27 protein-coding genes are annotated in these 25465 nt (G+C 72.0%); 13 read left to right on the plus strand and 14 right to left on the minus strand.

Features of this window, described 5'->3' with window-relative positions; translation table 11 throughout:
- Positions 1-18: 18 nt before the first annotated feature.
- Positions 19-1302 carry an efflux RND transporter periplasmic adaptor subunit gene (locus tag ACQKQD_RS01530; protein ID WP_427507299.1) on the minus strand — a complete coding sequence of 428 codons (1284 nt, stop codon included), beginning with the start codon at positions 1300-1302 and terminating at the stop codon, positions 19-21.
- 177 nt (positions 1303-1479) lie between these two features.
- Between ACQKQD_RS01530 and ACQKQD_RS01535 the strand changes: the two genes are divergently transcribed.
- Entirely contained in the window at positions 1480-1662 is a 183-nt protein-coding gene (locus tag ACQKQD_RS01535) for a hypothetical protein (protein WP_020090787.1), read from the plus strand.
- An 84-nt stretch (positions 1663-1746) separates the two neighbouring features.
- On the opposite strand, the gene ACQKQD_RS01540 is transcribed toward ACQKQD_RS01535, so the two are convergent.
- The 3 genes from ACQKQD_RS01540 to ACQKQD_RS01550 form a co-directional block, all read right to left on the minus strand.
- Complete coding sequence (locus ACQKQD_RS01540) at positions 1747-2781, minus strand: glycosyltransferase (RefSeq protein ID WP_427507300.1); 1035 nt, start codon at positions 2779-2781, stop codon at positions 1747-1749.
- The gene (locus ACQKQD_RS01545) at positions 2778-3872 is read right to left on the minus strand and encodes a glycosyltransferase (protein WP_427507301.1); all 1095 of its coding nucleotides are present in this window, start codon (positions 3870-3872) and stop codon (positions 2778-2780) included. The genes ACQKQD_RS01540 and ACQKQD_RS01545 overlap by 4 nt, the downstream gene beginning before the upstream one ends.
- Before the next feature lie 107 nt (positions 3873-3979).
- A complete protein-coding gene (locus ACQKQD_RS01550; RefSeq protein ID WP_020090784.1) occupies positions 3980-5074 on the minus strand; it encodes a glycosyltransferase family 4 protein in 1095 nt (364 codons plus the stop codon).
- A gap of 330 nt (positions 5075-5404) precedes the next feature.
- Here ACQKQD_RS01550 and ACQKQD_RS01555 point away from each other — a divergent pair, with 330 nt between their 5' ends.
- Entirely contained in the window at positions 5405-6385 is a 981-nt protein-coding gene (locus ACQKQD_RS01555) for an SPFH domain-containing protein (RefSeq protein WP_427507302.1), read from the plus strand.
- Between the two features lie 5 nt (positions 6386-6390).
- Positions 6391-6846 (plus strand): NfeD family protein, encoded by a 456-nt coding sequence (locus ACQKQD_RS01560; protein WP_056531510.1) that lies wholly within the window; start codon positions 6391-6393, stop codon positions 6844-6846.
- A gap of 9 nt (positions 6847-6855) precedes the next feature.
- Here the strand turns inward: ACQKQD_RS01560 and ACQKQD_RS01565 are convergent, their stop codons facing one another.
- Positions 6856-9735 carry a phosphoenolpyruvate carboxylase gene (locus ACQKQD_RS01565; protein WP_427507303.1) on the minus strand — a complete coding sequence of 960 codons (2880 nt, stop codon included), beginning with the start codon at positions 9733-9735 and terminating at the stop codon, positions 6856-6858.
- A 103-nt stretch (positions 9736-9838) separates the two neighbouring features.
- Here ACQKQD_RS01565 and ACQKQD_RS01570 point away from each other — a divergent pair, with 103 nt between their 5' ends.
- Both ACQKQD_RS01570 and ACQKQD_RS01575 read left to right on the plus strand, forming a co-directional pair.
- Positions 9839-10258, plus strand: a complete 420-nt coding sequence (locus tag ACQKQD_RS01570; RefSeq protein ID WP_427507304.1) for a hypothetical protein — start codon at positions 9839-9841, stop codon at positions 10256-10258.
- Positions 10255-10959, plus strand: coding sequence for a hypothetical protein (locus ACQKQD_RS01575; protein WP_427507305.1), 705 nt, complete (start codon positions 10255-10257; stop codon positions 10957-10959). The genes ACQKQD_RS01570 and ACQKQD_RS01575 overlap by 4 nt, the downstream gene beginning before the upstream one ends.
- A gap of 3 nt (positions 10960-10962) precedes the next feature.
- Here ACQKQD_RS01575 and ACQKQD_RS01580 read toward each other — a convergent pair whose 3' ends face one another.
- On the minus strand, positions 10963-11322 hold the full coding sequence (locus ACQKQD_RS01580; protein WP_427507306.1) for a helix-hairpin-helix domain-containing protein: 360 nt from the start codon (positions 11320-11322) through the stop codon (positions 10963-10965).
- 225 nt (positions 11323-11547) lie between these two features.
- Between ACQKQD_RS01580 and rpmF the strand changes: the two genes are divergently transcribed.
- Positions 11548-11736: a 50S ribosomal protein L32 gene (gene rpmF / locus ACQKQD_RS01585; RefSeq protein WP_003601373.1), complete on the plus strand. Its 189-nt coding sequence runs from the start codon at positions 11548-11550 to the stop codon at positions 11734-11736.
- Between the two features lie 19 nt (positions 11737-11755).
- On the opposite strand, the gene ACQKQD_RS01590 is transcribed toward rpmF, so the two are convergent.
- Positions 11756-12070 (minus strand): hypothetical protein, encoded by a 315-nt coding sequence (locus ACQKQD_RS01590; protein WP_427507307.1) that lies wholly within the window; start codon positions 12068-12070, stop codon positions 11756-11758.
- A gap of 93 nt (positions 12071-12163) precedes the next feature.
- Positions 12164-12760, minus strand: coding sequence for a polyhydroxyalkanoate synthesis repressor PhaR (gene phaR, locus ACQKQD_RS01595; RefSeq protein ID WP_427507308.1), 597 nt, complete (start codon positions 12758-12760; stop codon positions 12164-12166).
- Between the two features lie 325 nt (positions 12761-13085).
- On the opposite strand from phaR, the gene ACQKQD_RS01600 reads away from it, so the two are divergent.
- The 4 genes from ACQKQD_RS01600 (at position 13086) to ACQKQD_RS01615 (ending at position 16294) form a co-directional block, all read left to right on the plus strand.
- Positions 13086-14270, plus strand: a complete 1185-nt coding sequence (locus ACQKQD_RS01600) for an acetyl-CoA C-acetyltransferase (protein ID WP_427507309.1) — start codon at positions 13086-13088, stop codon at positions 14268-14270.
- Positions 14271-14384: 114 nt separating this feature from the next.
- On the plus strand, positions 14385-15113 hold the full coding sequence (phbB, locus tag ACQKQD_RS01605; RefSeq protein WP_020090774.1) for an acetoacetyl-CoA reductase: 729 nt from the start codon (positions 14385-14387) through the stop codon (positions 15111-15113).
- Between the two features lie 506 nt (positions 15114-15619).
- Complete coding sequence (locus ACQKQD_RS01610; protein ID WP_427507310.1) at positions 15620-16033, plus strand: hypothetical protein; 414 nt, start codon at positions 15620-15622, stop codon at positions 16031-16033.
- 21 nt (positions 16034-16054) lie between these two features.
- Positions 16055-16294 carry a hypothetical protein gene (locus ACQKQD_RS01615; protein ID WP_091676395.1) on the plus strand — a complete coding sequence of 80 codons (240 nt, stop codon included), beginning with the start codon at positions 16055-16057 and terminating at the stop codon, positions 16292-16294.
- Positions 16295-16514: 220 nt separating this feature from the next.
- Here the strand turns inward: ACQKQD_RS01615 and ACQKQD_RS01620 are convergent, their stop codons facing one another.
- Together ACQKQD_RS01620 and ACQKQD_RS01625 are read right to left on the minus strand one after the other, a co-directional pair.
- Positions 16515-17741 (minus strand): glycerophosphodiester phosphodiesterase family protein, encoded by a 1227-nt coding sequence (locus ACQKQD_RS01620; RefSeq protein ID WP_427507311.1) that lies wholly within the window; start codon positions 17739-17741, stop codon positions 16515-16517.
- A gap of 95 nt (positions 17742-17836) precedes the next feature.
- On the minus strand, positions 17837-18265 hold the full coding sequence (locus ACQKQD_RS01625) for a cupin domain-containing protein (RefSeq protein WP_020090769.1): 429 nt from the start codon (positions 18263-18265) through the stop codon (positions 17837-17839).
- Between the two features lie 98 nt (positions 18266-18363).
- On the opposite strand from ACQKQD_RS01625, the gene ACQKQD_RS01630 reads away from it, so the two are divergent.
- Positions 18364-18987, plus strand: a complete 624-nt coding sequence (locus tag ACQKQD_RS01630) for a ribonuclease D (protein ID WP_427507312.1) — start codon at positions 18364-18366, stop codon at positions 18985-18987.
- Positions 18988-19151: 164 nt separating this feature from the next.
- Here the strand turns inward: ACQKQD_RS01630 and ACQKQD_RS01635 are convergent, their stop codons facing one another.
- Both ACQKQD_RS01635 and glnA read right to left on the minus strand, forming a co-directional pair.
- A complete protein-coding gene (locus tag ACQKQD_RS01635; RefSeq protein ID WP_427507313.1) occupies positions 19152-19790 on the minus strand; it encodes a VOC family protein in 639 nt (212 codons plus the stop codon).
- Positions 19791-20008: 218 nt separating this feature from the next.
- Positions 20009-21418 (minus strand): type I glutamate--ammonia ligase, encoded by a 1410-nt coding sequence (gene glnA, locus ACQKQD_RS01640; protein WP_012322030.1) that lies wholly within the window; start codon positions 21416-21418, stop codon positions 20009-20011.
- Between the two features lie 332 nt (positions 21419-21750).
- Here glnA and ACQKQD_RS01645 point away from each other — a divergent pair, with 332 nt between their 5' ends.
- Positions 21751-22785 carry a glutamine synthetase beta-grasp domain-containing protein gene (locus tag ACQKQD_RS01645; protein WP_012322031.1) on the plus strand — a complete coding sequence of 345 codons (1035 nt, stop codon included), beginning with the start codon at positions 21751-21753 and terminating at the stop codon, positions 22783-22785.
- A 266-nt stretch (positions 22786-23051) separates the two neighbouring features.
- Here the strand turns inward: ACQKQD_RS01645 and ACQKQD_RS01650 are convergent, their stop codons facing one another.
- Both ACQKQD_RS01650 and ACQKQD_RS01655 read right to left on the minus strand, forming a co-directional pair.
- Positions 23052-23231: a DUF2735 domain-containing protein gene (locus ACQKQD_RS01650; RefSeq protein WP_427507314.1), complete on the minus strand. Its 180-nt coding sequence runs from the start codon at positions 23229-23231 to the stop codon at positions 23052-23054.
- A 184-nt stretch (positions 23232-23415) separates the two neighbouring features.
- Positions 23416-23754, minus strand: a complete 339-nt coding sequence (locus ACQKQD_RS01655) for a P-II family nitrogen regulator (RefSeq protein WP_003600526.1) — start codon at positions 23752-23754, stop codon at positions 23416-23418.
- 194 nt (positions 23755-23948) lie between these two features.
- On the opposite strand from ACQKQD_RS01655, the gene ACQKQD_RS01660 reads away from it, so the two are divergent.
- Positions 23949-25451: an NAD(P)H-hydrate dehydratase gene (locus ACQKQD_RS01660; RefSeq protein WP_427507315.1), complete on the plus strand. Its 1503-nt coding sequence runs from the start codon at positions 23949-23951 to the stop codon at positions 25449-25451.
- Positions 25452-25465 lie beyond the last annotated feature (14 nt).

Consider the following 25465-nt stretch of genomic DNA (forward strand, 5'->3'; position numbering starts at 1 on the left):
CGGATCCTTCGTCTCGTCCTACCGCGGGGCCGCGTCGGCGATCGGCGTGCCGGTCGGAGCCGGCACGGCGCGCACCCGGTCGCCGTCGCGCAGGAAGCTTCCGGCGCGGGCCACGACGCTCTCGCCGGCCGCCACGCCGGAGCGGAGTTCCGTGAAGCCGTCGGCGGAGAGCCCCGCGGTCACGGACCGCGCCTCGACGCGCCCGTCCTTCACCACGAGCACGCTGGCGCGGCCGTCGGCCGCGTAGAGCAGGCTGGAAACCGGCACGGCCACGCCGGTGCGGCGCGCGATCTCGACGTTGCCGCGCGCGAAGGCGCCGATGCGCAGGGCCGGATCGTCGCCGAGGCGGATGCGCACCTTGCCGAGCCGCGTGGCCCGGTCGACCTCTGGGTAGACCCGGCGCACCTTGCCGGCGAGGCGGCGGCCGTCGTCGAGGTCGAGGCTCGCCGGGTTGCCGACGTGGATGCGCGCCAGCGACGTCTCCGGCACCTCGCCTTCCAACTCGATCTCGCCCCGGGCGATCAGCCGGAACAGCGGCTCGCCCACCGCGGTGGCTGTGGCGCCGATCCGGGCGGTGCGGCGATTGACGATGCCGGCCTCCGGCGCCCGGATATCGGTGCGGGCACGCCGCAGGGCGATCTCGGCGCCGGCCGCCCGGGCGGTGGCGAGGTCGGCCTGGGCCGATTGCAGGCCGCCCCTGGCGGCGGCGAGGCGCCCTTCCGCCCCCTGCGCCGCCGAGACGCGCTGCTCCAGCACGGCCGCGGTGGCGTTCCCGGTCTTGGCGAGCGCCTGGGCCCGCTCCAGCGACTGCTTGGCTTCGACGTTGGCCGCCTCCGCCTGGACGATCTGGCTCAGGGCCTGGACGATCGCCGCCTCGGCCCGGGCGATGGCCGCGGCGTTCGACGCCTCCTGGGTGACGATCATCTCCAGCGACAGCTTGGCGAGAACCTGTCCCTTGGTGACGCGGTCGCCCTCCTCGACGAGGAGATCGGTGATGCGCAGGCCCTCGACCTCGGGGGAGACGAGGATCTCGTCGCGCGGGACCAGCGTGCCGGTAACGACGGCCCGCTCGACGATCTCGCGGTTCTCGGCCGGGACCACGGTGACGGCGGGCGCAATGGCGGCCGCGTCGGGAACGGCGGCGGTCTCGACGGCCCTGGCCGGCGCCCCGGCGAGGATCGCGAGCCCGCACAGGAGACTGAGGCGGGGCGCGCGCCAACGGACGGAGTTCACGACGGGGGCCTCGCAAGCGGCGCTGGACTGGTATTGCCTCTCCCTCGCTGGGCAGGTCGGCGTTTTCATGGCGAGCCACTCCACCGGAGGTCGAGCATAGCGCCATCCGGCGGGGCCGTCGCCGGGCCTCGCGCCGCAGGTGATCGGGGCGGCCGGAGCGCGGCCGTTCACGGCGCTCAACCTGCAACCAGCCACGAATAGCGACGTTAATAGGCCGATGGTCTTCTCGGGACCGGGGAGGGGTCGATGAGCATTTTCCAGATTAGGCAGACGAAGAGCGGCGCGGTGCTCTGGACGGGGGCGGCCGACGACGAGCAGACGGCCCTCGACGCCATGGCGCGCGAGGCGGGCTATCGCGACTTCTCGTCCCTGCCGGACACGATCCGCGCCGACGGGATCGAGGCCGCGAAGCTCGACCTGATCTCCTGAGTCCGGACATGAGTCCGGATATGAGTGCGGACTGAGGCACCCGCGCCGGCGCGGCGACCGCCCGCTCCGTCGCGGCCCGGCCGTTCAGAGATCCGCGATCAGGGTCTGGATCGTCGCGGCGCAGGTCTGGACCGCGTCCGGGTCGTGCAGGCCGCCGATCACCGATGGATCGATGGCGAGGGCCGCCGCGATGAGGCCAGGCCACGCCGCGGCCGCGGGCCAGCCGGGATAAACGATCGCGGCCCCGAGCCGGGCCAGAGCCTCGGCCTTCTCGGTCTGCTCCCCGTAGGCACGCTCCTCCGGGAGGCAGACGAAGCGCTTCCGCTGCGCGGCCGCCAGGGCGACCACGCCGTCGCCGCCGCCGCCCACCAGCAAAGCCGCCTGGGCGACCCGCGCCTCGACGTCCGGGACCCAGCCGTGCAGGTGCAGGTTGCCGGGGACGGCGCCCGAGCCTGATACCGGTCCCAACACGTGCCACGGCCGGTCCGGCACCGCCCGCGCGGCCGCGGCGAGATCCCCGAGGTCGCCCCCCGCGCCGCCGCGGCCGAACACGACCACGATCTCGCGTCCCGCCTCGATCGGGGCCTGCGCCGGCGCGCCCAGGAAGCCCGCGTAGAGCGTCTTGGCCCGGACCCAGTCCGGCACGGCCGCGCCGTCGAGTGCCGCGGGGAAGGGGGCGAGCAGCCGCGTCGCGCCGCGGAAGGCCTCTAGATGCGGCCGGTCGGTCCGCGTCCCCGCGAGCCGCACCACCAGGGTAGGCACCGACAGGAGGCGCGCCAGGAGCGCCACCTCCACCGAGACGTCGACGACCAGGAGGGCCGGCTCGGCCCGCTCCGCCCAGGCGGCGATGCGCGCCATCCGCGCGCGGACCCCCGGATGGTTGAGCGGCGCGTAGTGCAGGGCCTCGGGCCGCCCGGTCGCGCCGTCCCGGCCGTCGAAGGCTCCGTTGCCGAGGGGGCGGTCGTCGGGCAGGTCGACGATGTCGAGGCCGGACGTGTCGAATTCGGCGAGGGTTCCGAGTATCGTGCAGGGCCGGTCCAGGGCACCGGCGACGGCCCGGGCCCGCTGGAGATGGCCGGCGCCCTGGTGATGGACGTACCAGCCGATGCCGCGGGTCACGCGGCGTCCCTCAGGGACGACGCGAGGGCGTCGAGATCGGCGACCGCCTGGTCGAGGGCGCAGTCCCGCGCCGGCGGGCTGCGCGACTCGAGGATCCGGTCGGCCCGCTCCACGAAGGCGATGTCGTTCGGGCAGGCCCCGACGGCGGCGAGGTCGTCGGCGTCGAGACCGAGCCGTGCGCAGGCCGCGGCGCGGGCCTGCGGGTCGAGGTGGAAGGCCCGGCGCAGGGCCGCGCGGCGCAGGATCAGCGCCTGCCAGTGCGCGGCCTCCGGCAGCAGGTAGGCCTCCCCGTCGAGGACGCGGGTCCGGCGCAGCATCTCGGTGGCCATGCCGCCCGAGACCCGCCCCTGGTGGCGGGACGAGACCAGAACCTGCACGTCCGGGCAGTGGCGCAGGCGCGCGCCGTTGGCGCGCAGCAGCCCGACGAGGGCGTTGTCCTCGCCGCAGGGCAGCGCCGGCAGCCCGCCGACCGCCCGGTACAGGATCGCGGGAACGGCGAGGCTCGCGCCGGTATGGTCGCCGTGACGGGGGGCGGGATCGTAGGGCGGCGGGTCGAGCAGATCCTCCAGGCGCCGGACGCCGGACCAGTAGCGCTCGATGCGCGCGTGCAGGTCCGTCAGGGCGGGGTCCGGCGTGCCGTCGTCGTCGATCACCAGCCGGCCACCGACGATGTCGGCGGCCTCCAGCGCGCGGAGGTTGGCCGCGACCCACTCGGCCGGCAGGCGGGCATCCGCGTCGGTGGTCAGGAGGATGCCGTCCGGCTCACCGTCCGCCTCCAGCCACTCGGCACCGGCATCGAGCGCCATGCGCCGCGCCGTGCCGACATGGGCGTCCGCGCCGCCGAGCTCGACCGCGATCAGCCGGAGGCTCAGGGTCGCGAGGATGCCCGAGGCCTCGACGTCCCGCACCGCCTGGACGGTCCCGTCCGTGCAGTTGTTGGCCAGCACCACGACGCGCAGGGGCGCCCGCGCCGAGACGCCGTTCTGCGCGGCCAGGGAGGCGAGCAGGCGCGGCAGGCGCTCGGCCTCGTTCCGGGCGGGGATGCAGACGACGCAGGGCGGTGGGGCCGGATGGTCGGCGTCGGTGGTCATGGCAGGTCTCCCGTGGCACCCTCGTGCGCCGCGGAGGTCAGGGGCGGCCCGTCATGCCGCCGGGCTCCGGGCTCGGGTGCGGATTGCGGCGCGCGGATCCGCGCCGTTCAGCCGCGTCCTCCGGCGACGCGCAGGGCCGGCCGTGCCCGCTCGGCGCAGCGCGCGATCACGGCGTCGTAGGCCTCCAGATAGCGCCCGGTCATGGCGGCGGCGTCGTAGAGCGCCTCGGCGCGGTCGCGGCAGGCCCGGCGCGACAGGCCGGCGGCCTCCCGGATCGCTACCGAGAGATCCTGCGGGTCGTCCGGGCGGGCGAGGCGGCCGCAGGACGCGTCCAGGATGTCGGGCATGGCGCCGCGCCGGAAGGCGGCGACCGGCGTGCCGCAGGCCAGGGCCTCTGCCACGACGAGGCCGAAGGGCTCCTCCCAGCGGGGCGAGACGATCGCCACGCGGGCCCGGCCGAGATGATGGGCGAGGTCCCGGTGGGAGAGATGGCCGAGATGCGTCAGGTCCGGCCCGAGACGCGGGGCGATCTCGGCGGCCCAGTAGCCGGGATTGAGCTTGGGACCCGCGAAGGTCAGCGGTAGCCCGGCGGCGCGGGCCGCGTCGATCGCGAGGTGCAGCCCCTTCTCGGGCACGATCCGGCCCGACCAGAAGGCGAAGGGCGTATCGTCGGCAGCGTGTGAGAACGCGAAGGTCGAGAGGTCCACGCCGTTGTCGACCACCTGGGCGCCGGGCACGAGATGCGCCCATTCCTGCGCCAGCGACGGGGACACCGCCAGGAAGGCCATGTCGGGGTCGGCCTGGACGACGCCGCCGACCAGGGAGTCGAAGGGCGGCGTGTGCAGCACGGTGACCCAGGGTAGGCCGAGCCGGGCGCTCTCGCGCAGCGGCAGGGCGTGCAGCGCGTTGTTGTGGACGAGATCGAAGCCTCCGGCCGCGACCATCTCCATCATGCGCCGGTAGGCGTCCTCCTCCTCCCGGTCGATCGCCTCCTCCCGCTCCGGGTCGAGGAGCGCGTCCCCGGTCGGATCGCAGAGCATGACCGGGTCGAGCGCCGGGTCGGACCCGCGGCTCGCGAACAGCGTGACGTCGTGCCCGTGCCGCTTCAGCGCGACGGTCAGGAGATGCGTGTGCATCTCCAGGCCGCCGGCGTAGGGCTGGCCGATCGGGTATTTCAGATGTGCGAGGACAGCGATCTTCACGCGCGCACCGAGTCCGGTTGGGTGGGGATTTCTGCCGCCCGCAGCGGCGCGAAAGGACTTCTTTCCGCAGCGAGGGTGGCGGGGATCATGCCGAATATTTCTTCAACAAGCGTTGCGTTGACGGGGTCCGAGCGACGACGAACGCGACGCTTGCCGGCTTCCTAAGCGCGGCGGCCTGAACCATTGATGATCGACATCCGCGGGTGACCGTTCACGCCGCGGCGCGGCACGCCTCCGGGCTGCCCCGCGGACACGCGGTCGCGGAGCCCCGATCGGCCTGTTAGGCTGCGCGGCCGCGCCGGCCGTGGCGCCGTCAGGGGAGGGGTGTCGATGGGGCTTCCGTTGGGGCTGAGCGTGTTCGCCGTGGGCTTGGCGGTGCTGGCGATCATCACCCTGGCCGCGGGCGTGAAGATCGTGCCCCAGGGCCACGTCTACACGGTGGAGCGCTTCGGCCGCTACGCCCGCAGCCTCGACGCCGGCCTGGGCCTGATCACGCCCTTCGTCGAGCGGATCGGCCGCAAGGTCAACGTGATGGAGCAGGTCATCGACGTGCCGAGCCAGCAGGCCTTCACCCGCGACAATGCCGGCGTCACCATCGACGCGGTGGTGTTCTACCAAGTGCTCGACGCGGCGCGCGCCTCCTACGAGGTCTCGAGCCTCGACCTCGCGGCCACGACCCTGACCATGACCAACATCCGCACCGTGGTCGGCTCGATGGATCTCGACCAGCTCCTCGCCCACCGCGACGAGATCAACGAGCGCCTGCTCCGGGTGATGGACGCGGCGGCCTCGCCCTGGGGCGTCAAGATCAACCGGATCGAGATCAAGGACATCGTGCTCCCGGCCGACCTCGCCGGGGCGATGGCCCGGCAGATGAAGGCCGAGCGCGAGAAGCGCGCCTCGATCCTGGAGGCGGAGGGGCAGCGCGCCGCCGAGATCCTGCGGGCCGAGGGGCGCAAGCAGTCGGCGATCCTGGAGGCGGAGGGCCGGCGCGAGGCCGCGTTCCGCGACGCGGAGGCGCGGGAGCGCTCGGCCGAGGCCGAGGCGGCGGCGACCGGGATGGTCAGCCGGGCGATCGCCGAGGGCGACATCGCGGCGGCGAACTTCCTCGTGGCCGAGAAGTACGTCGACGCGGTGCGGGCGATCGCCACCGCGCCGAACCAGCGGGTCGTGGTGGTGCCGATCGAGGCGGCGGCCCTGGCCGGCACGCTCGGCGGCATCGGCGAGCTCACCCGCTCGGTCTTCGGCGACGGCGGCGCCGCGCCCCGGCGCACCGGGACCCCGCCGAACGTCGCGGCGCCGCGGGCCTGACGCCGGTGACGCTCGATTCCCTCGCCGGAACCCTCGGGGCCCTCGGGGCGGCCTGGAGCTGGGTCATCGCCGGCCTCGTGCTCGCCGGTGCCGAGATCCTGCTGCCCGGCGTGTTCCTGATCTGGCTCGGCCTCGCCGCCGTCGCGACCGGCCTCGCGGCCGCGGCGCTGCCCATGCCCTGGCAGGGCCAGACCCTGCTGTTCGCCGGTCTCGCCGTCGCCCTGGTGGCGCTCGCGGCGCGCCTCCAGCACCGCGGCAGGCGGGCCGGGCCGGACCTGAACCGCGCCGACCGCGGCCTGATCGGGCGCGAGGGCGTGCTCGACGAGCCGATCGTGCGGGGCGCGGGCCGGATCCGCTTCGACGACACGCTGTGGCGGGTCGAGGGGCCCGACCTGCCCGCCGGTCGCCGGGTGCGCGTCACCGGGATCGGCGGCACGGTCCTGCGGGTGGAGGCGGCCTGAGGACCGCGCCTACCCGAACGCCCCGACCTCGTGCTGGATCATCCCCGAGATCTCCCGCACCTGATCGAACATCCGGCGGATCGGCTGGAACAGGTTGGCGTGCTCCGCCTCGTAGGTGCCGACGTCGCGCGGGCCGGCCGGCTCGCCGAAGTTCAGGCCCAGCGTCGGGTCCGGCGTGACCGGGAAGATCGCGTCGAGGAGCTTCAGGCAGCCGTCGATGTCCAGCCGCAGGAAGCGCTCCAGCAGCTGCTCGCGGGAGATGCCCGCCTGCGGCCGGAAGCCCGGGATGTGCACCGCCAGGAACCAGATCCGGTGGATCAGCGCGAGGCGCAGGGCGTGGAGCAGCGTCAGCCGGGCCGACATGGCGGGCAGGTCCGGGGCGGCAGCGCTCAGGGCGAGCCAGTCCCGGGTCAGGCGTCCGAACAGGTTCCGCAGCGCGGGGGCGAGGTCGAGGCGCTCCAGCGCCCCGGAGATCACCACCAGCTCGTCCCGGCGGAAATCCTTCTGGGTGCGCCGCGCCCGCTCCAGCCACACGGCCGGGTCCAGGGTGTCGATATAGGCCCGCAGCACGTCGAGGTCGCCGACTGAGGCGGCGTGCTGGACCAGCCGGAAGGCCCGGGAGAAGCGTACCGAATCGCGCCGCATGTCGCGGAACAGGTCGGGGCCGCGCTGGGCCGCCCGGCCGATCCCGTGGAGGGAGTTCGCCAGGAAGCCGAGCTGGTGCAGGATCGCGTTGTTGGGGATCGCCCGCATCTGGCGCGGATGGGTGATCCGCGCCGGGCCGCCATTGTCGGTCTGGCGCGCCACCGGGCGCGACCCGGTCCGGTCGATCAGGCTCGGGCCGAAGGTGCCGAGGAGCGCCGCGTAGCCCGGGTCGTCGACCAGCGACTCCATGTCCTGGCGGGCTGCGGTGAAGAATTCGAGGGCGAAATCCGGCTCGGCGTAGATCGGGTCGACCTTGCCGTCGGAGGCCTTCGGCCGGTCGTTCAGGGCGTAGTCCGGGAACGAATCCTCCTCCGTCACGTCGAGCGCGTAGACGTGCTCGGCGATGCGGGCGACGCTGGCGCGCGCCAGCGCCTCGGTGCCGTACAGCAGGTAGCCGTCGGTGCCCTGGAAGCTCGATTCGAGCCGGACCCGGATGCCGGCCTTGCGGGCCCGGTCCCGGGCATCCTCCGGGGCGAGGTAGGCGAGGCGGTCGCGCAGGGAGGTCGGATGCGCGCCGCGCCCGATCGACTCGCCGTGCGTGTCGAAGATCGCGAGCTCGACGTCGGACAGGCCGTTCTGGACCAGCATCTCGGTGATGCGCAGCCGCAGCCGCTCGATCCAGAAGGTCGCCGCGAGCTGGCCGACGTAGCGGCCCGAATCGGAGTAGCCGAACTGCACGGTGAGGCGGCCGATGCGCTTCAGGTACTGCCGCCAGTGCGGGTTGCGCAGGGCGTCGTCGAGCACCCGGATGCCCTGCTCCAGCGCGCTCGCCGTCTCGAACAGCGGCGTGATCTCGAGCTTGTCGGCGATGCCGTAGTGGCGCGCGAGCCAGAGGGCGGCGAGCAGGGTGTAGCCGGTCTCGGTCTCGGCGATGAGGAAGCGCACCGGATGGGTGCCGTCCACGTGCTTGAGGATCTGGGCGATCGTCATCATCAGCCGCGCGGCCGAGGCCCGCTCGGCCGCGAGCGCCCCGAAATCGACCGCCACCGGGCGGACGTCGTTCAGCAGCGTGTGGATCGTCGCGAGGTGCGAGCGGCGCCGGGCCGCGTCGGTGGGCTCGCCCTCCAGGTCGATCACCCGCCGCACCGCGTTGTGGATCTGGCTGGCGTTCAGCCGGAAATGCGGCAGGGCGTTCGACAGGCCGTGCGTCGCGACGCCCGCGCGCAGGACGGCGATCCGGCGCTGGTCGGCCGCGTCGTCGGCGGCCTCCAGGGCCTTGGTCAGCGCGGCGACGAGGACGCCGGCATCGGTCTGGGCGCGCTCCCGCTCGATGATGAGGGCCAGGGCGAAGCGGTGCACCGCCTCCAGGGACGGCTGGTCGCCGAGGCGCGGCGCCACGGTGAGCTGGCGGTTCACGGCCGCCAGGGCGTTCTCCGCGAGGGCCCGGACCTCGCGGCAGGCGGGGATCTCGGGCAGGTCGCGCATCACCCGGTCGAACTGCATGCGCTTCGAGATCAGCCGGTAGCGCAGGGTGTCCCACCAGCCGATATCGGTGCGCCCGTCGGTGTCGCAGCCGACCCAGCTGGCGATGGCGAAGGGGCGGGGCGTCAGCTCGGTCCAGCGGTCGGGCCAGCGGGCGCGGGCGGCGTCGAGCAGGGCGCCGTTGAAGGCGTCGAGGGCGAGCCGGCCGTTATTGGCCGCCGCGCAGGCCTGCTCGAACTCGACATCCAGGGTGATCGGCGCGTCCGGCCGGGTCGACAGGGCCGCCGCGCGCGCGACCAGCCCGGCGCGGTCCCTGGCGTCGGGCAGGCTCGCGGCCTCGGCGAGGAGGCTCGCGACGGCCCGCGGCATGCCGAAGGTGGGGTGGGCCGTGAACACCACCGCGAAGGCGGTGCGGTGGATCAGGGCCGCGAAGGCCTCGACGCCGTCCGGCCGGTCGGGTGCCGCCGCCACGAGCCGCGCGGGGATCGCCGCCTGCGGATCCTCCGGCCCGGCATCGAGCCCGACATAGGCCCGCAGCCGTTCCGCCCGCGCCGCCAGCGCTGCGGCACGCAGGCGCACGAACAGGCCGTCCAGGTCGCCCGTCGAGATCTCGTTCCGGTCGAAGCGCCGGGTGATCGCCAGGGTCACCGCCAGGACGGGGTTGCGGAACGGGTCCTCCCGGGCCTGATCCCGGGCGGCCTCGATCAGTCCGAGGAGGTGCGCCTCCAGTTCCTCGGGCTCGCGGCTCGGCTCGTGCTGCATCGGTCGGTCCCGGCTCCGGTCTGCCCGCATCTACCCGGTCCGCCGGCCCACGCAAGGAGCGTTCCGCACGTGACCCGGGACTGACCGGCTACTGACCGAGGACGTGACGTGGGACGTGACGTTGGACGTGAGGGGACACACAACCGCGACGCGGCGGGGCGATATCGACGATGGGATGGGGTGGCGGCGGCCTGAACCGCAGGCTAGAGCTGACCTCCTGATGGAGCGCCTGTTCATCATCCTGGCTATTCTGGTCATCGCTGTCGCCATCGTCGCCGTGGCCGCGATGGCGGCGCGCGGCCGGCGCGAGCCCCTGCGCATGGGTTCCGAACTCGACATCGAGGACGAGGACCTCGTCATCGGCTCGGTCGGACCGCGCAAGAGCCCGATCGACCGCAGCGCCCAGGTGCTCGACCCGCGCGTGCTCGATCTGGACGCGATCGAACTGGAGCCGATCCGCGCCCTCGACCGGACGCAGCGCGACGCGGCGCTCCGCGGAGATCCGCCGGGAGCCGGGCGATGAAGCGATGCGCGCGCGGGGTGGCCGGGCTGCTGCTCGCCGGTCCTCTCTGCCTGTCGACGATGCAGGCGACGGCCGCGCCCGCCGGCAAGCCGGCGGCGGCCGCGCCTCCCCAGGCTTCGCCCGCGCAAGTCGCGCCTGCGCCGGCCGCGCCCGCCGCGACGGCGCCGCCGGGCCAAGCCGCCCCTCAGGCGGCGAGCCCTACGCCCGCCGCCGGCCCGACCCTCGAGCAGCCCTGCGGGACGCAGGCGGCCCGCTTCGAGAGCGCCAAGGGGTTCAAGATGGTGATCACGCGGGCCGGGCAGGTCCGCACGACGAACCCGCTCAGGCCGCTCACGCCCGAGGTGAACGAGGTTCTCCAGGTCGTGATCGCCGGAAAGGTCGCCACGGCCTACGGGCCCGATTTCACCACGCTGCGGCGCGGCGGCGCCGCGTCGGGTGTCGAGGCGATGCTGGGCAGCCCGATCCACTGGGAGCCGACGCTGCCGACCTTCCCCGACCCGATCGCGATCGTGAGCGAGGAGGGGACGCCCCTGGCGCAGCTGACCTTCCGCGCCTGCGAGGCGCCGCCCGCCGTCAAGGCGCCGAAGGTGCCGAAGGCCGAGGCCCGCAAGAAGGCGCCCCGCCAGGCGGCACCGAAGGCGGCGGCGGCCCCGAAGACGCCCCCCGGCTTCTCCATGCCTCAGGGGGCGATCGCCGAGTAGCGGCTACTTCTGCTTGGCGATGACCTTGTCCTTGATGCCGTCGTAGACGTTCTGCGGGATGATCTTCCTGGAGACGAGATCGTCCTTCCCGCGATACGGCCGTCCCTTGATGATCGCGGCCGCGCGCGCCGCGCCGATGCCGGGCAGCGCGTCGAGCTCCTCGGTGCTGGCGCTGTTGAGATCGATCAGCGCCCCCTTGGCGGCGTTCGGCGATCCGGCGACGGGCGCGCTCGGGGCGGCGGGCTTCGCGGGGGCCGTCGGTGCCGCGGTCGTCGGCGCCTGCGGCGCCTGCGCCAGGGCCGGGGCCGCGACGAGGCTCGACAGGAGGGCGAGGAGGGCGAGGGTCTTGGTGGAGGAAGCCATGGCGTTCTCCCGAGAGGCGCGGCCCGCACCGCGGTGCCGTCCGGCCAGATCTGCGCCGCTCCGCTTGAACCCGCCCTTAACGGTTGTGGTCCGGCACCCCTAGTCACGGGCCGGCGCCGGAGCTATAAGCCCGGCCTCATCCGTATCCCGCGGTGTGCGTGGCGATCCTCGATCGAGGAGCCGCCCGCGCGCCGCTTTGTCCGCGGCGTCACGAAGGATCCAGCCATGGCCGTTCCGAAGCGAAAGACCTCCCCCTCCCGCCGCGGCATGCGCCGCTCGGCCGACGCCCTCAAGGCGCCGACCTACGTCGAGGACAAGGATTCCGGCGAGCTGCGCCGTCCGCACCACATCGACCTGAAGACCGGCATGTACCGCGGCCGTCAGGTCCTGAAGGTGAAGTCGGCCGAGGCCTGAGCCTCGCGAGGGCGGCGCCTCAGGCGAGGCGCCGCGCGGCCTCCGCGTAGCGCGCGGCGGCCATCCGGGTCCGTTCCAGGCGCGACGGCAGCAGCGTCGGATCGTCGGCCGTCAGCAATTGCGCGATGAAGCCGGCGCGGGGTCTTCCCGCGGCCGCGCGTTCTGCTGTCCGGGTGCCCGACGGCGCTTCGGACAGTCCCCCGTCGATCAGGGCGAGCGCGTGGACCTCCGTCCGCGCCGTCTCGGGGGAGGTGTCCGCGTCCCGGACCGGCGCACGCCGGGTGGAGCGGACCTGTGTCGGGCCGAGACGGCTGACTGTTCCGATACGCACCATGCGCACATTCTCCGCACGTTTCCGTGCCCGTGTCGCAAAGGTGGGGCCGACGTTTACCGATCGTCAACCCTTCGTCCGGTCGGTCCGGCCGAATTACTTTTTCGCGAGCGCTTCCAGGCGCTGCTGCATCTCCAGCATCTGGCGCTTGAGATCGTCCAGCTCGCCGCCCCCGTAAGACGCGGGCTGAGTCGCGGCCGGCGCGGTCGGCTGGGCTCCCGGCGCGGGCGGGGCGAAGCCCGTGAACATCTTCATGGCATCGCCGAAGAAGTTCATGTTGGTGCGCACCTGCTGCTCGATGGCGTTCTGGAACGCCGCCGGGCCGAAGCTCTGGGCAAATTTCTCGCGCAGGCCGTCCTGGTCCTTGGCGAAGTTCGCCATCGAGAATTCGAGGAAGCTCGGCACCATCGTGCGCATGCTGTCGCCGTAGAAGCGGATCAGCTGGCGAAGGAACGCCACCGGGAGCAGGTTCTCGGCGCCGGCCTTGTTCTCCTGCTCGAAGATGATCTGCGTCAGGACCGAGCGGGTGATGTCGTCGCCCGTGCGCGCGTCGTAGACGACGAAATCCTCGCCGTTCTGCACCATCGTGGCGAGGTCCTCCAGCGTCACGTACGTCGAGGTGCCGGTGTGATAGAGGCGCCGGTTGGCGTACTTCTTGATGACGGTCTGGGTGGCCTTGACGGTATCCGCCATCGGGAACGGCCTTTCTGGACTCGGGACCGGGGGGCGTTGCAGACGCGCGGTGCTGTCTGACGGGGGCTGTCTTCGCGCCCGCAACACGATCCTTAAAGCCTTCCCCGGGCGCAGAAAACAGCAAACTGCAGCTGTTCAACGCAGAATAATGCAGAGCGGTCGGGGCGGTCGCGCCATTTCAGTCTCGCGGTCGCGTCATCGGCGCGTTTGGCGCGTTGATCCACAACCTTGACTTCGCCCACCTCAGGCCCTTCATCCCAGGGCCGGCACAGAGCGCGCCCCGGGACGTGGAAGGCGCGCCGGCTCGCGAGAGGAGAACGTTCACATGGCAGGCAGCGAAGAGATCGTCATCGTCGGGGCGGCGCGCACGCCGGTCGGCTCGTTCGGCGGCGCCTTCGGGGCGGTGCCGGCCCACGAGCTCGGCGCGACGGCGATCAAGGCCGCCCTGGAGCGCGCCAAGGTCTCGCCCGACGAGGTGGACGAGGTGATCTTCGGCCAGGTCCTCACCGCGGGCGCCGGCCAGAACCCCGCCCGGCAGGCGGCCATCAAGGCCGGCATCCCCGAGAAGGCCACCGCCTGGGGCCTCAACCAGGTCTGCGGCTCGGGCCTGCGCACGGTCGCGATCGGCATGCAGCAGATCGCCAACGGCGACGCCAAGGTCATCGTGGCCGGCGGCCAGGAATCGATGTCGCTGTCGCCCCACGCGCAGTACCTGCGCGGCGGCCAGAAGATGGGCGACGTGAAGCTCGTCGACACCATGATCAAGGACGGGCTCTGGGACGCCTTCAACGGCTACCATATGGGCCAGACCGCCGAGAACGTCGCCCAGGCCTTCCAGCTCACCCGCGAGCAGCAGGACCAGTTCGCGACCCGCTCGCAGAACAAGGCCGAGGCCGCCCGCAAGGAGGGCCGGTTCAAGGACGAGATCGTCCCCGTCACGGTGCCGGGGAAGAAGGGCGACACGGTCGTCGACACCGACGAGTACATCCGCGACGGCGCCACCATGGAGGCGATGGGCAAGCTGAAGCCGGCCTTCACCAAGGACGGCACCGTCACGGCCGCCAACGCCTCGGGCCTCAACGACGGCGCCGCCGCCCTGGTGCTGATGTCGGCCTCGGAGGCCGAGCGCCGCGGCCTGACCCCGCTCGCCCGGATCAAGTCCTGGGCGACCGCGGGCGTCGACCCGAAGGTGATGGGCACCGGCCCGATCCCCGCCTCGCGCAAGGCCCTGGAGAAGGCCGGCTGGAAGCCGTCTGACCTCGACCTGATCGAGGCGAACGAGGCCTTCGCGGCCCAGGCGCTGGCCGTGAACAAGGATATGGGCTGGGACGACGCGAAGGTGAACGTCAACGGCGGCGCCATCGCCATCGGCCACCCGATCGGTGCCTCGGGCGCCCGCGTCCTCGTCACCCTGCTCCACGAGATGAAGCGCCGCGACGCCAAGAAGGGCCTCGCCACGCTCTGCATCGGCGGCGGCATGGGCGTGGCGATGTGCGTCGAGCGGACCTGATCGGTCTGTCACGACAGTATCGGCCCACAACATAGACTTAAGGCCGAAGTCAGAAAAAATCGCGTGCGGACGCCATCCGCACGCGGCATCAAGTGATGCGAACAGGAGGAAACAATGGCTCAAGGACGCGTCGCCCTCGTGACGGGCGGCACCCGCGGCATCGGCGCGGCGATCTCGAAGCGGCTCAAGGACAAGGGCTACAAGGTCGCCGCCAACTACGCCGGCAACGACGAGGCGGCCAACGCCTTCAAGGCCGAGACCGGCATCCCCGTCTTCAAGTTCGACGTGGGCGATCTCGCGAGCTGCGAGGCCGGCATCAAGGCGATCGAGGCCGAGCTCGGCCCGGTGGACATCCTGGTGAACAACGCCGGCATCACCCGGGACGGTGCCTTCCACAAGATGACGTTCGAGAAGTGGCAGGCGGTCATCAAGACCAACCTCGACTCGATGTTCACCTGCACCCGTCCGCTGATCGAGGGCATGCGCAGCCGCAACTTCGGCCGCATCATCATCATCTCGTCGATTAACGGCCAGAAGGGCCAGGCCGGGCAGACCAACTACTCGGCCGCCAAGGCCGGTGTGATCGGCTTCGCCAAGGCGCTCGCGCAGGAGAGCGCCTCGAAGGGCATCACGGTCAACGTGGTGGCGCCGGGCTACATCGCCACCGAGATGGTGATGGCGGTGGCGGAGGATATCCGCAACAAGATCATCTCCACGATCCCGACCGGCCGCCTCGGCGAGGCCGACGAGATCGCCCACGCGGTCGAGTATCTGGCGAGCGACGAGGCCGGCTTCGTGAACGGCTCGACGCTGACCATCAACGGCGGCCAGCACTTCGTCTGATCGCCGCGGGCGCGCCGGTTCGACCCGGCGCGCCCGCCCTGTGGGCGAGCCGCCCCACCGCGCCGGACGCGCAACTCTCCGTCCGGTGAGCGTTCCTTCCGACACTCCGCGCGGCCGAGCCCGACGACGGCGCTCCCCGCGCCGGCCCAACCTGCCGGCGACCGTCCCGGGCCGCGCCGGTTCGGCCCACGCGCCGCGCGCGCCGCCGGCCGTGGTCGCGAGCCCGGACCATCCGACCCATCAAGCGTGACGAAAGTCCTTCCCCGCGTGCGGAATCGCGCGTCGGGCGGGATAACGGGCATTGCGGGCAGCGATCGAGCCGCCGGCCCGCGTGTTCTGAGACACGAACAATTCGAACGGCCTCGTATAGACCTCCTTCCATCGGCTCACGGATGGTCCTGCCGATAGAAATCGAGGTCCCGAGGATCATGAACAACTGGTTTCACGGTAAATTCGGCGTTCAGTTTATCGGCGCGAGCCAGAATTGTTCTTCCCGCACGACCGCGATGCGTGACGACCGCTCCGCGGCCCGCCGCCCCGCGCTGCCCGCAATCGCGAAGCTCGGGCTCGCGGCGGCCTGTGCCCTGGGGCTGGCGGCCTGCGTCACCCCGCAGGAGCGCCACACGCTGGATCAGAACCAGTGCTACGCCTTCGGCTTCGAGCCCGGCACCGACGGCTTCGCCGAGTGCATGATGGGGCTCCACCAGCAGCGCGCCGTGGCCCAGTCCAACAGCAACCTGTACTGGCAGGCGCAGCTCGCCGAGCAGAACCGCCGCCGCGAGGCGCAGCAGGACCTCTACAAGGTCATGAGCCTGCAGCGCACCGGCGACGCGCGGTTCCCCGTCTGCGGCGCCTCCTCGGACGGCGGCATGGATCGCCGGACCATGACTTGGTACGGCCCGAACTGCCGCGCCCGCTGATCCGGATCGAGGGAGGTCCCCATGTCCGACATGACGACGCGCGGCCCGCGCAACCCGAGCCGGATCATCTTCGTGACCGTCGCCCTGATCGGCATCGCCGTCGGGTTCGCGACCGCCAGCCTCGCTTGGTTCACGCTCGCGGTCCTCGGCTCCGCCGCTCTGACCTGCGCGGGCTACGGCCTGATCCGGCGGCGGCTCGGCTGGAAGCCGCTGAGCGGCGAGTACCTGTTCAACCTCCTCCACGTGCTGAGCCCGCACTAAGCGGACACCGCGCACGGCCCCGCGGACGCGCCGCGGGGCTCATCGGCGGGCGGTGCAGGTCCACGAAGACCTGGCCGCGCCGCGCCCCCATCCCCCAGACCGCTCCGCCTCCGAGGCCACCATGACGCTCGCCCTCATCATCACCGGCTTCCTGATCGTGAACTTCGTGATGGCCGGCTTCTTCTCCCTCGTGGCCCTCTGGGCCGACTGAGCGGCGGCGTTACGGAGCGCCGACGCAGTTGGCGTAGAAGGTCGTGGTCGCGGGCCAGTCGGAGAAGACCCCCAGCACGCCCACCTGACCGTGCAGGACGTCGAGCAGCCGCAGGATGTCGCCGTCGCCGGTGACCACCGGCTTGATCGACTGGTAATAGTACCCGCCGCCGCCCTTCAGGGGGCCCGAGCGCTCCAGAGACCACGCGATCAGCCCCAGCCCGGCCGCCTTGGCCTCCCGGGCGTAGGTCGAGGGCTCGATCGTCCCGTCCGGGCCCGGCCGGACCAGCATCCACAGCGGCGGCGCCAGGATCTTCACGCCCTTCCGGGCGAGCTCGGCCATGCCGGGCTGCCACGTGGCGGGCTTCTCCGGGTCGAAACCCTTCGCGGTCTCGTCCCGGTCGTCGAGGAAGATCGCCTGGCGGCCGAATTCCGGATCCTTCTCCAACCAGTAGAGGATGTCGCGGAGCTGGAAGCTCTGCGGGTAGACGTCGGAGGCCGCGATCCCGGCCTCCCGGTACTCGTCGACCAGCTGCTGGGCATACATGTCCTGCGTGTAGGTGCCCTGGAACGGCATCGGAACCTGGGGCGCCTTCAGCTCGGGGGTGAATTTCCGCCCCATCCCCTTCACCAGCGCGATGTACTCCTTGTGCGACATCAGCGTGCCGGTGCCGGCGTAGAGGTCGGTGCGCCAGCGCGGCGTAGCGTTCATGTAGGCCGCCACCGTGGTGGCGTCCGGGTCGGACGCGTCCATCTTCCCGTTCAGCGACTTGAATTCGTCCAGCGTCAGGTCGCTGGTGCAGCACTTGGCCGAGGCCTTCCGCCCGGTGGCCGGGTCGGCCGGCGTGAAGCCCTGCGTGCACTTCGCCGCGAGCTCGGGCCGGGCGAGGATGTCGGTGGTCGTGTGCAGGTCGCACTGGCTGTGGCGGCAGACGAGCTGGCGGTCCTTGGTGAAGGCCACGTCGCACTCGATGATCCCGGCGCCCATCCGGTACGCGGCGAGCAGGCCCTCCCGGGTGTGTTCGGGAAACATCAGCGGCGCGCCGCGGTGCGAGATCGAGAAGGTCCGGGGCGTGTAGGTCCGGTCGACGCCGCAGGCGGCGAGCCTCTCCTTGAGCGGGCCGGGCTTCAGATGGTCGACGAGATAGAAGGGTCGGGGGCCGAGCTGGGCGGCCTCGCCGGCGAGCGCGGGGCCCGCTCCCAGAAGCAGCCCCAGCCCCAACATGATCGCACGCATCGCGAACCTCCCGTTTCAGGCCGCCGGTATAGGGGGACGGTGACAGGGGCGTGACCCCGCACGCCCCGGCGCGCCGCCGCCATGATAGCCGCGGATCATCCGCGCGGCGTCGGCCGCCAGTCGGGCGGCGCCATCTCGAAGCCGGCGAAGTCGAAGCCCGGCGAGACCGTGCAGCCGACGAGCGTCCAGGCGCCCAGGCTGGTGGCGGTCTGCCAGTGGCCGGCCGGCACGACGCATTGCGGGCGCTGCCCGGCGGCGAGGTCCGGCCCGAGATGCCGGGCCTCGGCGTCGTGCCCGTTGGGGCTCGTGGTGATCACCAGCGGCGCGCCGGCGTGCCAGTGCCAGATCTCGGTGGCGTCGACCCGGTGCCACGCCGAGACCTCGCCGAGATCGAGCAGGAAGTAGATCGCGGTGCCGACCGAACGGCCGTCGACGGTCCGTGGATCGCGGAACGTCTCGCGGTAATGGCCGCCCTCCGGATGGGGCTTCAACCCCAGGGTCGCGATCACCTCGGCTGCCGTCATGTCCAGCTCCCTGTCGATCCCGGCCGCGCGGATCGTCCGCGGCTTGCCGGCACTTGGCACCGATGCTACCGGCCGAAAACCCGCAAGGTCCGAGAACGATGCCGAGCCCGACCGTACGTCTCCACCGCGGCGACCTGCCCGCCACCTACGACGCGGGGCGGGCGGTGGCCATCGACACCGAGACGCTCGGTCTCAACCCGCATCGGGACCGCCTCTGCGTGGTGCAGCTCTCCACCGGCGACGGCACGGCCGACGTGGTGCAGATCCCGCAGGACGGGCCAGAGCCGGTCGTGCTCAAGCGGGTCCTGGCCGATCCCGGCATCCTGAAGATCTTCCACTTCGCGCGGTTCGACGTGGCGGTTCTGTACAGGGCCCTCGGCGTGATGCCGAGCCCGGTCTACTGCACCAAGATCGCCTCGAAGCTCGCGCGCACCTACACGGATCGCCACGGGCTGAAGGACGTGGTCCGCGAGCTGGTCGGCGTCGACCTGTCGAAGCAGCAGCAATCCTCGGACTGGGGCGCCGAGACCCTGTCGCAGGCCCAGCTCGACTACGCGGCCTCGGACGTCCTCCACCTCCACGCGGCCCGGGAGCGGCTCGACGCGATGCTGGTCCGGGAGGGTCGCACCGACCTCGCGTCCGCCTGCTTTGGCTTCCTGCCGACGCGGGCGCGCCTCGATCTCGACGGCTGGCCCGAGACCGACATCTTCGCGCACACCTGATCGTCCGGCGGAGCCTGCACACTTCCTGTGCGGAGTGAGACTTTCCTGTCACCGCACCGCGATAAGTCGCTGGTAGGTTGTGGCTGCCTGGGCTTCCGAGTCCCGGCCAGGCCCTCCTCGCCGGTCGCCCACCCGATCAGGCCGGCGAGGAGGGTCCGTCGCCCTCAGGTCAGGGTCCGCGGGCCCGACGGCGTGCTGATCCGGGCGGTCCAGCGCGGGCCCCGGCCGGCCACAACCTGCGGTGGAGCGACGAGGCCCAGCGCCGCGTGAAGCCCCGCGATGGCGTCGGGATCCGGGTGCGTCAGGACGAGCGCCTCCAGACCGGCGCCGAGATCCGGCATCGTCGCGGCGGGATTGCCGCGCGGTCCCCACGCCATCGCGCAGGGCGCGGCCCCGTCCGCCGGCCACGCCCCGCCCGGGGGCACCGCGAAGCGCCAGGACAGGTCGCCCCGGGTCATCGTCGCCGCCGCGCCGAGGAGCGCGCCGTGTGCGGCGAGGAGGCCGTCGAGATCGTCCGCGCGGGCGACGAAGCCGCGCAGCCGCCGGCCCGAATCCCAGTCGGCCCGCACCCGCGCCGCGTCGCCGAGGCCGAACCAACGGGCGCCCGACGGCGGCGGCGCCTCCGGATCGACGGCGATCACCTCCAGGAACAGGGCGTCGCCGAGGCGCAGCAGGTGGTTGCGCGTGCCCATCTCGCGGTGGCGACCGCCCTCGGGCATGGCGAGGCCGAGGCAGTCCCGCACATGGGCCACGCCCTCCGCGAGGTCGGGCGCGACGACGACGAGGTGGTCGAGGGTGAGCATCGTTCGGGCTCCGTGTGCGCGGGCACCTATGCAGCCGGCCGCCGGGCATGCCCGGGACCGCACCGGTCCCGACCCGGTCTCGGCGCTCACGGGCTGCCTCGGGTGAGGCGGCGAGGGGTAACGTCTGAGCGTCCCCAAGAAAAAGGCCGGGGCCCCGCGAGAGGCCCCGGCCCGGAAGTGCGTGCCGGGCCGGGCCTCGTGCCCGGCCGGCTCTCACATCACAGCGAGTAGTACTGCACGAACTCGATCGGGTGCGGCGTCATCTCGTAGCGCAGCACCTCGGTCATCTTCAGCTCGATGAACGAGTCGATCTGGTCGTCCGAGAACACGCCGCCCTCCTTGAGGAAGGCCCGGTCCTTGTCGAGGCTGTTCAGGGCCTCCCGGAGCGACCCGCACACGGTCGGGATCTTCTTCAGCTCCCGCGGCGGCAGCTCGTACAGGTCCTTGTCCATGGCCGGGCCCGGGTCGATCTTGTTCCGGATGCCGTCGAGGCCGGCCATCAGCAGCGCGGAGAAGGCGAGGTAGGGGTTCGCCATCGGATCGGGGAAGCGGACCTCGACGCGCTTGGCCTTCGGGCTCTTGGTCCACGGGATGCGGCAGGAGGCCGAGCGGTTGCGCGCCGAGTAGGCGAGCAGCACCGGCGCCTCGTAGCCCGGCACCAGGCGCTTGTACGAGTTGGTCGACGGGTTGGTGAAGGCGTTCAGCGCCTTGGCGTGCTTGATGATGCCGCCGATGTACCAGAGGCACTCCTGGGACAGGCCGGCATACTTGTCGCCCGCGAAGACCGGCTTGCCGTCCTTCCAGATCGACTGGTGGACGTGCATGCCCGAGCCGTTGTCGCCGTAGACGGGCTTGGGCATGAAGGTCGCGGACTTGCCGTAGCTCTGCGCGACGTTGTGGATGCAGTACTTGTAGATCTGCATGTGGTCGGCGAGCAGGGTCAGCGTGTCGAACTTCATGCCGAGTTCGTGCTGGGCCGAGGCCACCTCGTGGTGGTGCTTCTCGACCTTCACGCCCATGGACTGCATGGCCGCGAGCATCTCGCCGCGCATGTCCTGCGCCGAGTCCTGCGGCGGCACCGGGAAGTAGCCGCCCTTGGTCTGGACCCGGTGGCCGAGGTTGCCGCCCTCGTAATCGGTGAAGCCGTTGGTCGGCAATTCGGTGGAGTCGAGCTCGAAGCCCGTGCGGTACGGGTCGGCGCCGAACTTCACGTCGTCGAACACGAAGAACTCGGCCTCGGGGCCGACGTAGATCGTGTCGCCGATGCCGGTCTGTTGCAGGTAGGCCTCGGCGCGCTTGGCGGTGCCGCGCGGGTCACGGCCGTAGGGCTCGCCGGTGGCCGGCTCCAGCACGTCGCAGACGATCGACATGGTCGCGGCCGAGAAGAACGGGTCCAGCGTGGCGGTGACGGGATCCGGCATCAGCAGCATGTCGGACTCGTTGATCGCCTTCCATCCGGCGATCGAGGAGCCGTCGAACATGGTGCCCTCGTCGAAGATCTCCTCGTCGATGAGCGACACGTCGAACGTGACGTGCTGCCACTTGCCGCGCGGGTCGGTGAACCGGAAGTCCACGTAACGCACGTCGTTGTCCCGGATCGTCTTCAGCACCTCGGCCGCAGTCGTCATCGTGGGCATCCTCCAGGGATCTCTGAATCGGCTCTCGTGGCGCACCCGCACGCGGTTGCGCGCCGGCAAGCGGCGCTTGATATCCGGCGCGGGCGTACCTTGCCACCCGCCGGGCAGCGGAATCAGCCGACGGATGAAACGATCGGCCCGTTCGCGCACCCGATCTCGTAACCGTGATCGGCAGCTCCGTTTCTAGGGCACCGTTGTTCTCCGGCAATGGCCTTCCTGGCACGATCCATGCAAATGCGGCCGCAGCCGTCGACGAGGCGGCAAGCCGTTCGCGTCTTCCCGGGTTGCCCAGGTCGCGCATCGATACGGACGAGAGAACCGGAATGACCAAATACAAGCTCGAGTACATATGGCTCGACGGGTACACGCCGACCCCGAACCTCCGCGGTAAGACGCAGATCAAGGAATTCGACAGCTTCCCGACCCTCGAGCAGCTCCCGATGTGGGGCTTCGACGGCTCGTCCACCAAGCAGGCCGAGGGCGGCAGCTCCGACTGCATGCTGAAGCCCGTGCGCCACTTCCCCGACCCGGCCCGCAAGAACGGCGTGCTGGTGATGTGCGAAGTGATGATGCCGGACGGCGTGACCCCGCACGAGTCCAACAAGCGCGCCACCATCCTGGACGATGCCGGCGCCTGGTTCGGCTTCGAGCAGGAGTACTTCCTGTACAAGGACGGCCGCCCGCTCGGCTTCCCGGCCTCCGGCTACCCGGCGCCGCAGGGCCCGTACTACACCGGCGTCGGCTATTCGAACGTCGGCGACGTCGCCCGCAAGATCGTCGAGGAGCACCTCGACCTCTGCCTCGACGCCGGCATCAACCACGAGGGCATCAACGCCGAGGTGGCCAAGGGCCAGTGGGAGTTCCAGATCTTCGGCAAGGGCTCCAAGAAGGCCGCCGACGAGATGTGGATGGCCCGCTACCTCCTGCAGCGCCTCTGCGAGAAGTACGGCATCGACGTCGAGTACCACTGCAAGCCGCTCGGCGACACCGACTGGAACGGGTCGGGCATGCACTGCAACTTCTCGACCGCGTTCATGCGCGAGCACGGCGGCAAGGCCTACTTCGAGAAGCTCATGGAGGCGTTCAAGAACGCCCGCGAGGAGCACATCGCCGTCTACGGTCCGGACAACCACATGCGCCTGACCGGCAAGCACGAGACCGCCTCGATCCACGAGTTCTCGTACGGCGTGGCCGACCGCGGCGCCTCGATCCGCGTGCCGCACTCCTTCGTGAACAACGGCTACAAGGGCTACCTGGAGGACCGCCGTCCGAACTCGCAGGGCGACCCCTACCAGATCGCCTCGCAGGTGCTGAAGACGATCGCTTCCGTGCCGACCGAGGCCGCTGCAGCCGCGTAAGACGCGGAGCTTCGACAGACGATGCGAAGCCGGGCCCTCGGGTCCGGCTTCGCCGTTTCCGGGGTAACGGGCTTCCGATCTACCCCGTCCTGGGGGTTGGAGCACGGCGCAGGCCTCGACGGAGGCCTCCGGGGATCGCGCGGACCGCCGGGCGCCCTCTCGAGGCCCGCTGGCGCGGGCACGTCAGGATGAGTGGGTCGGGTGAGGGAGCTCGTCGGGCCTGCTCGACGGCCGCAGGGGCGCCATCGCTCCCGAATTCCTCCGCCTCAGGACCGCCGCGGGCGCTCGTCCTCGCGGATGGCGGCCTCGTGGTACCAAGCGCCCCCGCCGAAGCTCGGCACGGGCGAAGGCTTCGCCTCCGGAGCCGCCCGGGCGGTCTCGCGCGCGCGTCGGAACGCGGACAGATCGTAGATCTTGGCGGTCTCGCGCGGGTCCGTGGCGGCCATCGCACTTCCTCCTGCATCCGGTTCGAGCGGCCGGTCGGGCCGGTCGTTCCCGATGATGTGGGGTGCGGGAAGCGGCGCTCCAGGGCCGGAGGCGCCGATGCCGGACATTCGCGCAGTGCGAAATCTTAGGCAGTGTCGCGCGGTGCGCGGCCGCCGGCGGTCCTGGACCGCGGGCGGGCTCGGGTCAGATCGCGTCCGTGCCGGTCTCGCCTGTGCGGATGCGGATCGCCTCCTCGATCGTCGAGACGAAGATCTTGCCGTCGCCGATGCGCCCGGTCTGGGCCGACTTGCGGATCGCCTCCACGGCGCCCTCGACCAGGGCGTCCGACAGGACGATCTCGAGCTTCACCTTGGGCAGGAAGTCGACCACGTACTCGGCGCCCCGGTAGAGCTCCGTGTGGCCCTTCTGACGGCCGAAACCCTTCGCCTCGATGACGGTGATGCCCTGGAGGCCGACCTCCTGGAGCGCCTCCTTCACCTCGTCGAGCTTGAAAGGCTTGATGATCGCTTCGATCTTCTTCATGCCGCTCGGGCCTGCGCTGCGGTGCCTGGCATTTCTAACATCCTCGTGACGCCTTCGCCACGCCGTTTTCGCGGCGTGTCCGACCATAGTGCCTATTTGCTGTGCGATGCACGCACATCCTTAGAGCGCTTCACCGGAATCTGGCGCGATTTTAGTCAGGGCTGATCGGTGCACGGGCAGAGGCGGAGACGGATATGCGGTTGCTGACGGTCGCGGCGATGAGGCGGGTCGATGCCGCGGCAATCGAGGGCGGCGTGCCGGGCCTGACGCTGATGGAGGCGGCCGGGGCCGCCGTGGCCGGGCGCGCCCGGGCGAGGCTCCCGGCCGGTGGCCGCGTCGTCGTCCTGTGCGGGCCGGGCAACAACGGCGGCGACGGCTTCGTGGCCGCGCGCCTGCTGGCCGAAGCCGGCTACGCGGTCGAACTCCTCTGCCTCGGCGCGGTGTCGGCGCTGACGGGGGACGCCGCGCTCGCGGCCGCGGCCTGGACGGGGCCGGTGCACCCGGCCGAGGGCGGCGCGCTGCCGTCCGGCGACCTCGTGATCGACGCGCTGTTCGGCGCCGGCCTGTCGCGCGACCTCGACGGCGCCGCCCGCGCGCTCGTGGAGGCGGTGAATGAGACCGGGATGCCGGTGCTCGCCGTCGACGTGCCGAGCGGGGTCGACGGCGATACCGGCGCGGTGCGCGGCGCCGCCATCCGGGCAGTGGAGACCGTGACCTTCGTGACCTTCAAGCCCGGGCACCTGCTCCAGCCCGGGCGGGGCCTGTGCGGCCAGCTCAGCCTCGCCGATATCGGGACCGGCCCGGCGGCGCTGGAGGCGGGCCTGGCCGCCGGCGCGCCCCTCGACCGGAACGGGCCCGACCTGTGGGGCCGGGACGTCCCGCACCTCACCGGCGCGAGCCACAAGTACACCCGCGGCCACGCCCTGGTCCTGTCCGGGCCGGCCACCAAGACCGGCGCCGCCCGGCTCGCCGCCCGCGGCGCCCTGCGGGTCGGCGCCGGGCTCGTCACCGTCGCGTCCCCGGCAGCCGCGCTGCCCGAGAACGCCGCCCACCTCACGGCGATCATGCTGCGGCCCTGCGAGAGCACCGACGACCTCGACGACCTGCTCACCGACGAGCGGCTGAACGTGATCCTGGCCGGACCCGGGCTCGGCACCGGCGAGCCGACCCGGGAGCGCGTGGCCGTCGCGGCTGCGGCCGGGCGCGGCCTCGTCCTCGACGCCGACGCGCTGACGAGCTTCGCCGGCAAAGCGCCGCTGCTCGCCGCCCATCTCGCCGACGGGGACGCGCGGGCCGTGCTGACACCGCATGCCGGCGAGTTCGCGCGGCTCTTCGACGGGACGGACGCGATGGTTGAGGGCGCCGACAAGGTCGCCCGGGCCCGCGCGGCGGCCGCGCTCACCGGCGCCGTGGTGGTCTTCAAGGGGGCTGACACCGTGATCGCGGCCCCCGACGGCCGTGCGGCCATCAACGACCACGGCAGCCCCTATCTCGGGACGGCCGGGTCCGGGGACGTGCTCGGCGGCCTGATCGCCGGCCTGCTCGCGCAGGGCATGGAGCCCTTCGCGGCCGCCGCGGCCGGCGTCTGGCTCCACGGGGATGCGGGCCTGCGCCACGGGCCGGGCCTGATCGCCGAGGATATCCCCGAGCTGATGCCGGCGGTCTTGCGCGACCTCGTCGCGTCGACCGGGGGCTGACCCGGCGGCTGACC

This window comes from Methylobacterium sp. NPDC080182 (assembly GCF_050281105.1).
Classification (GTDB): domain Bacteria; phylum Pseudomonadota; class Alphaproteobacteria; order Rhizobiales; family Beijerinckiaceae; genus Methylobacterium.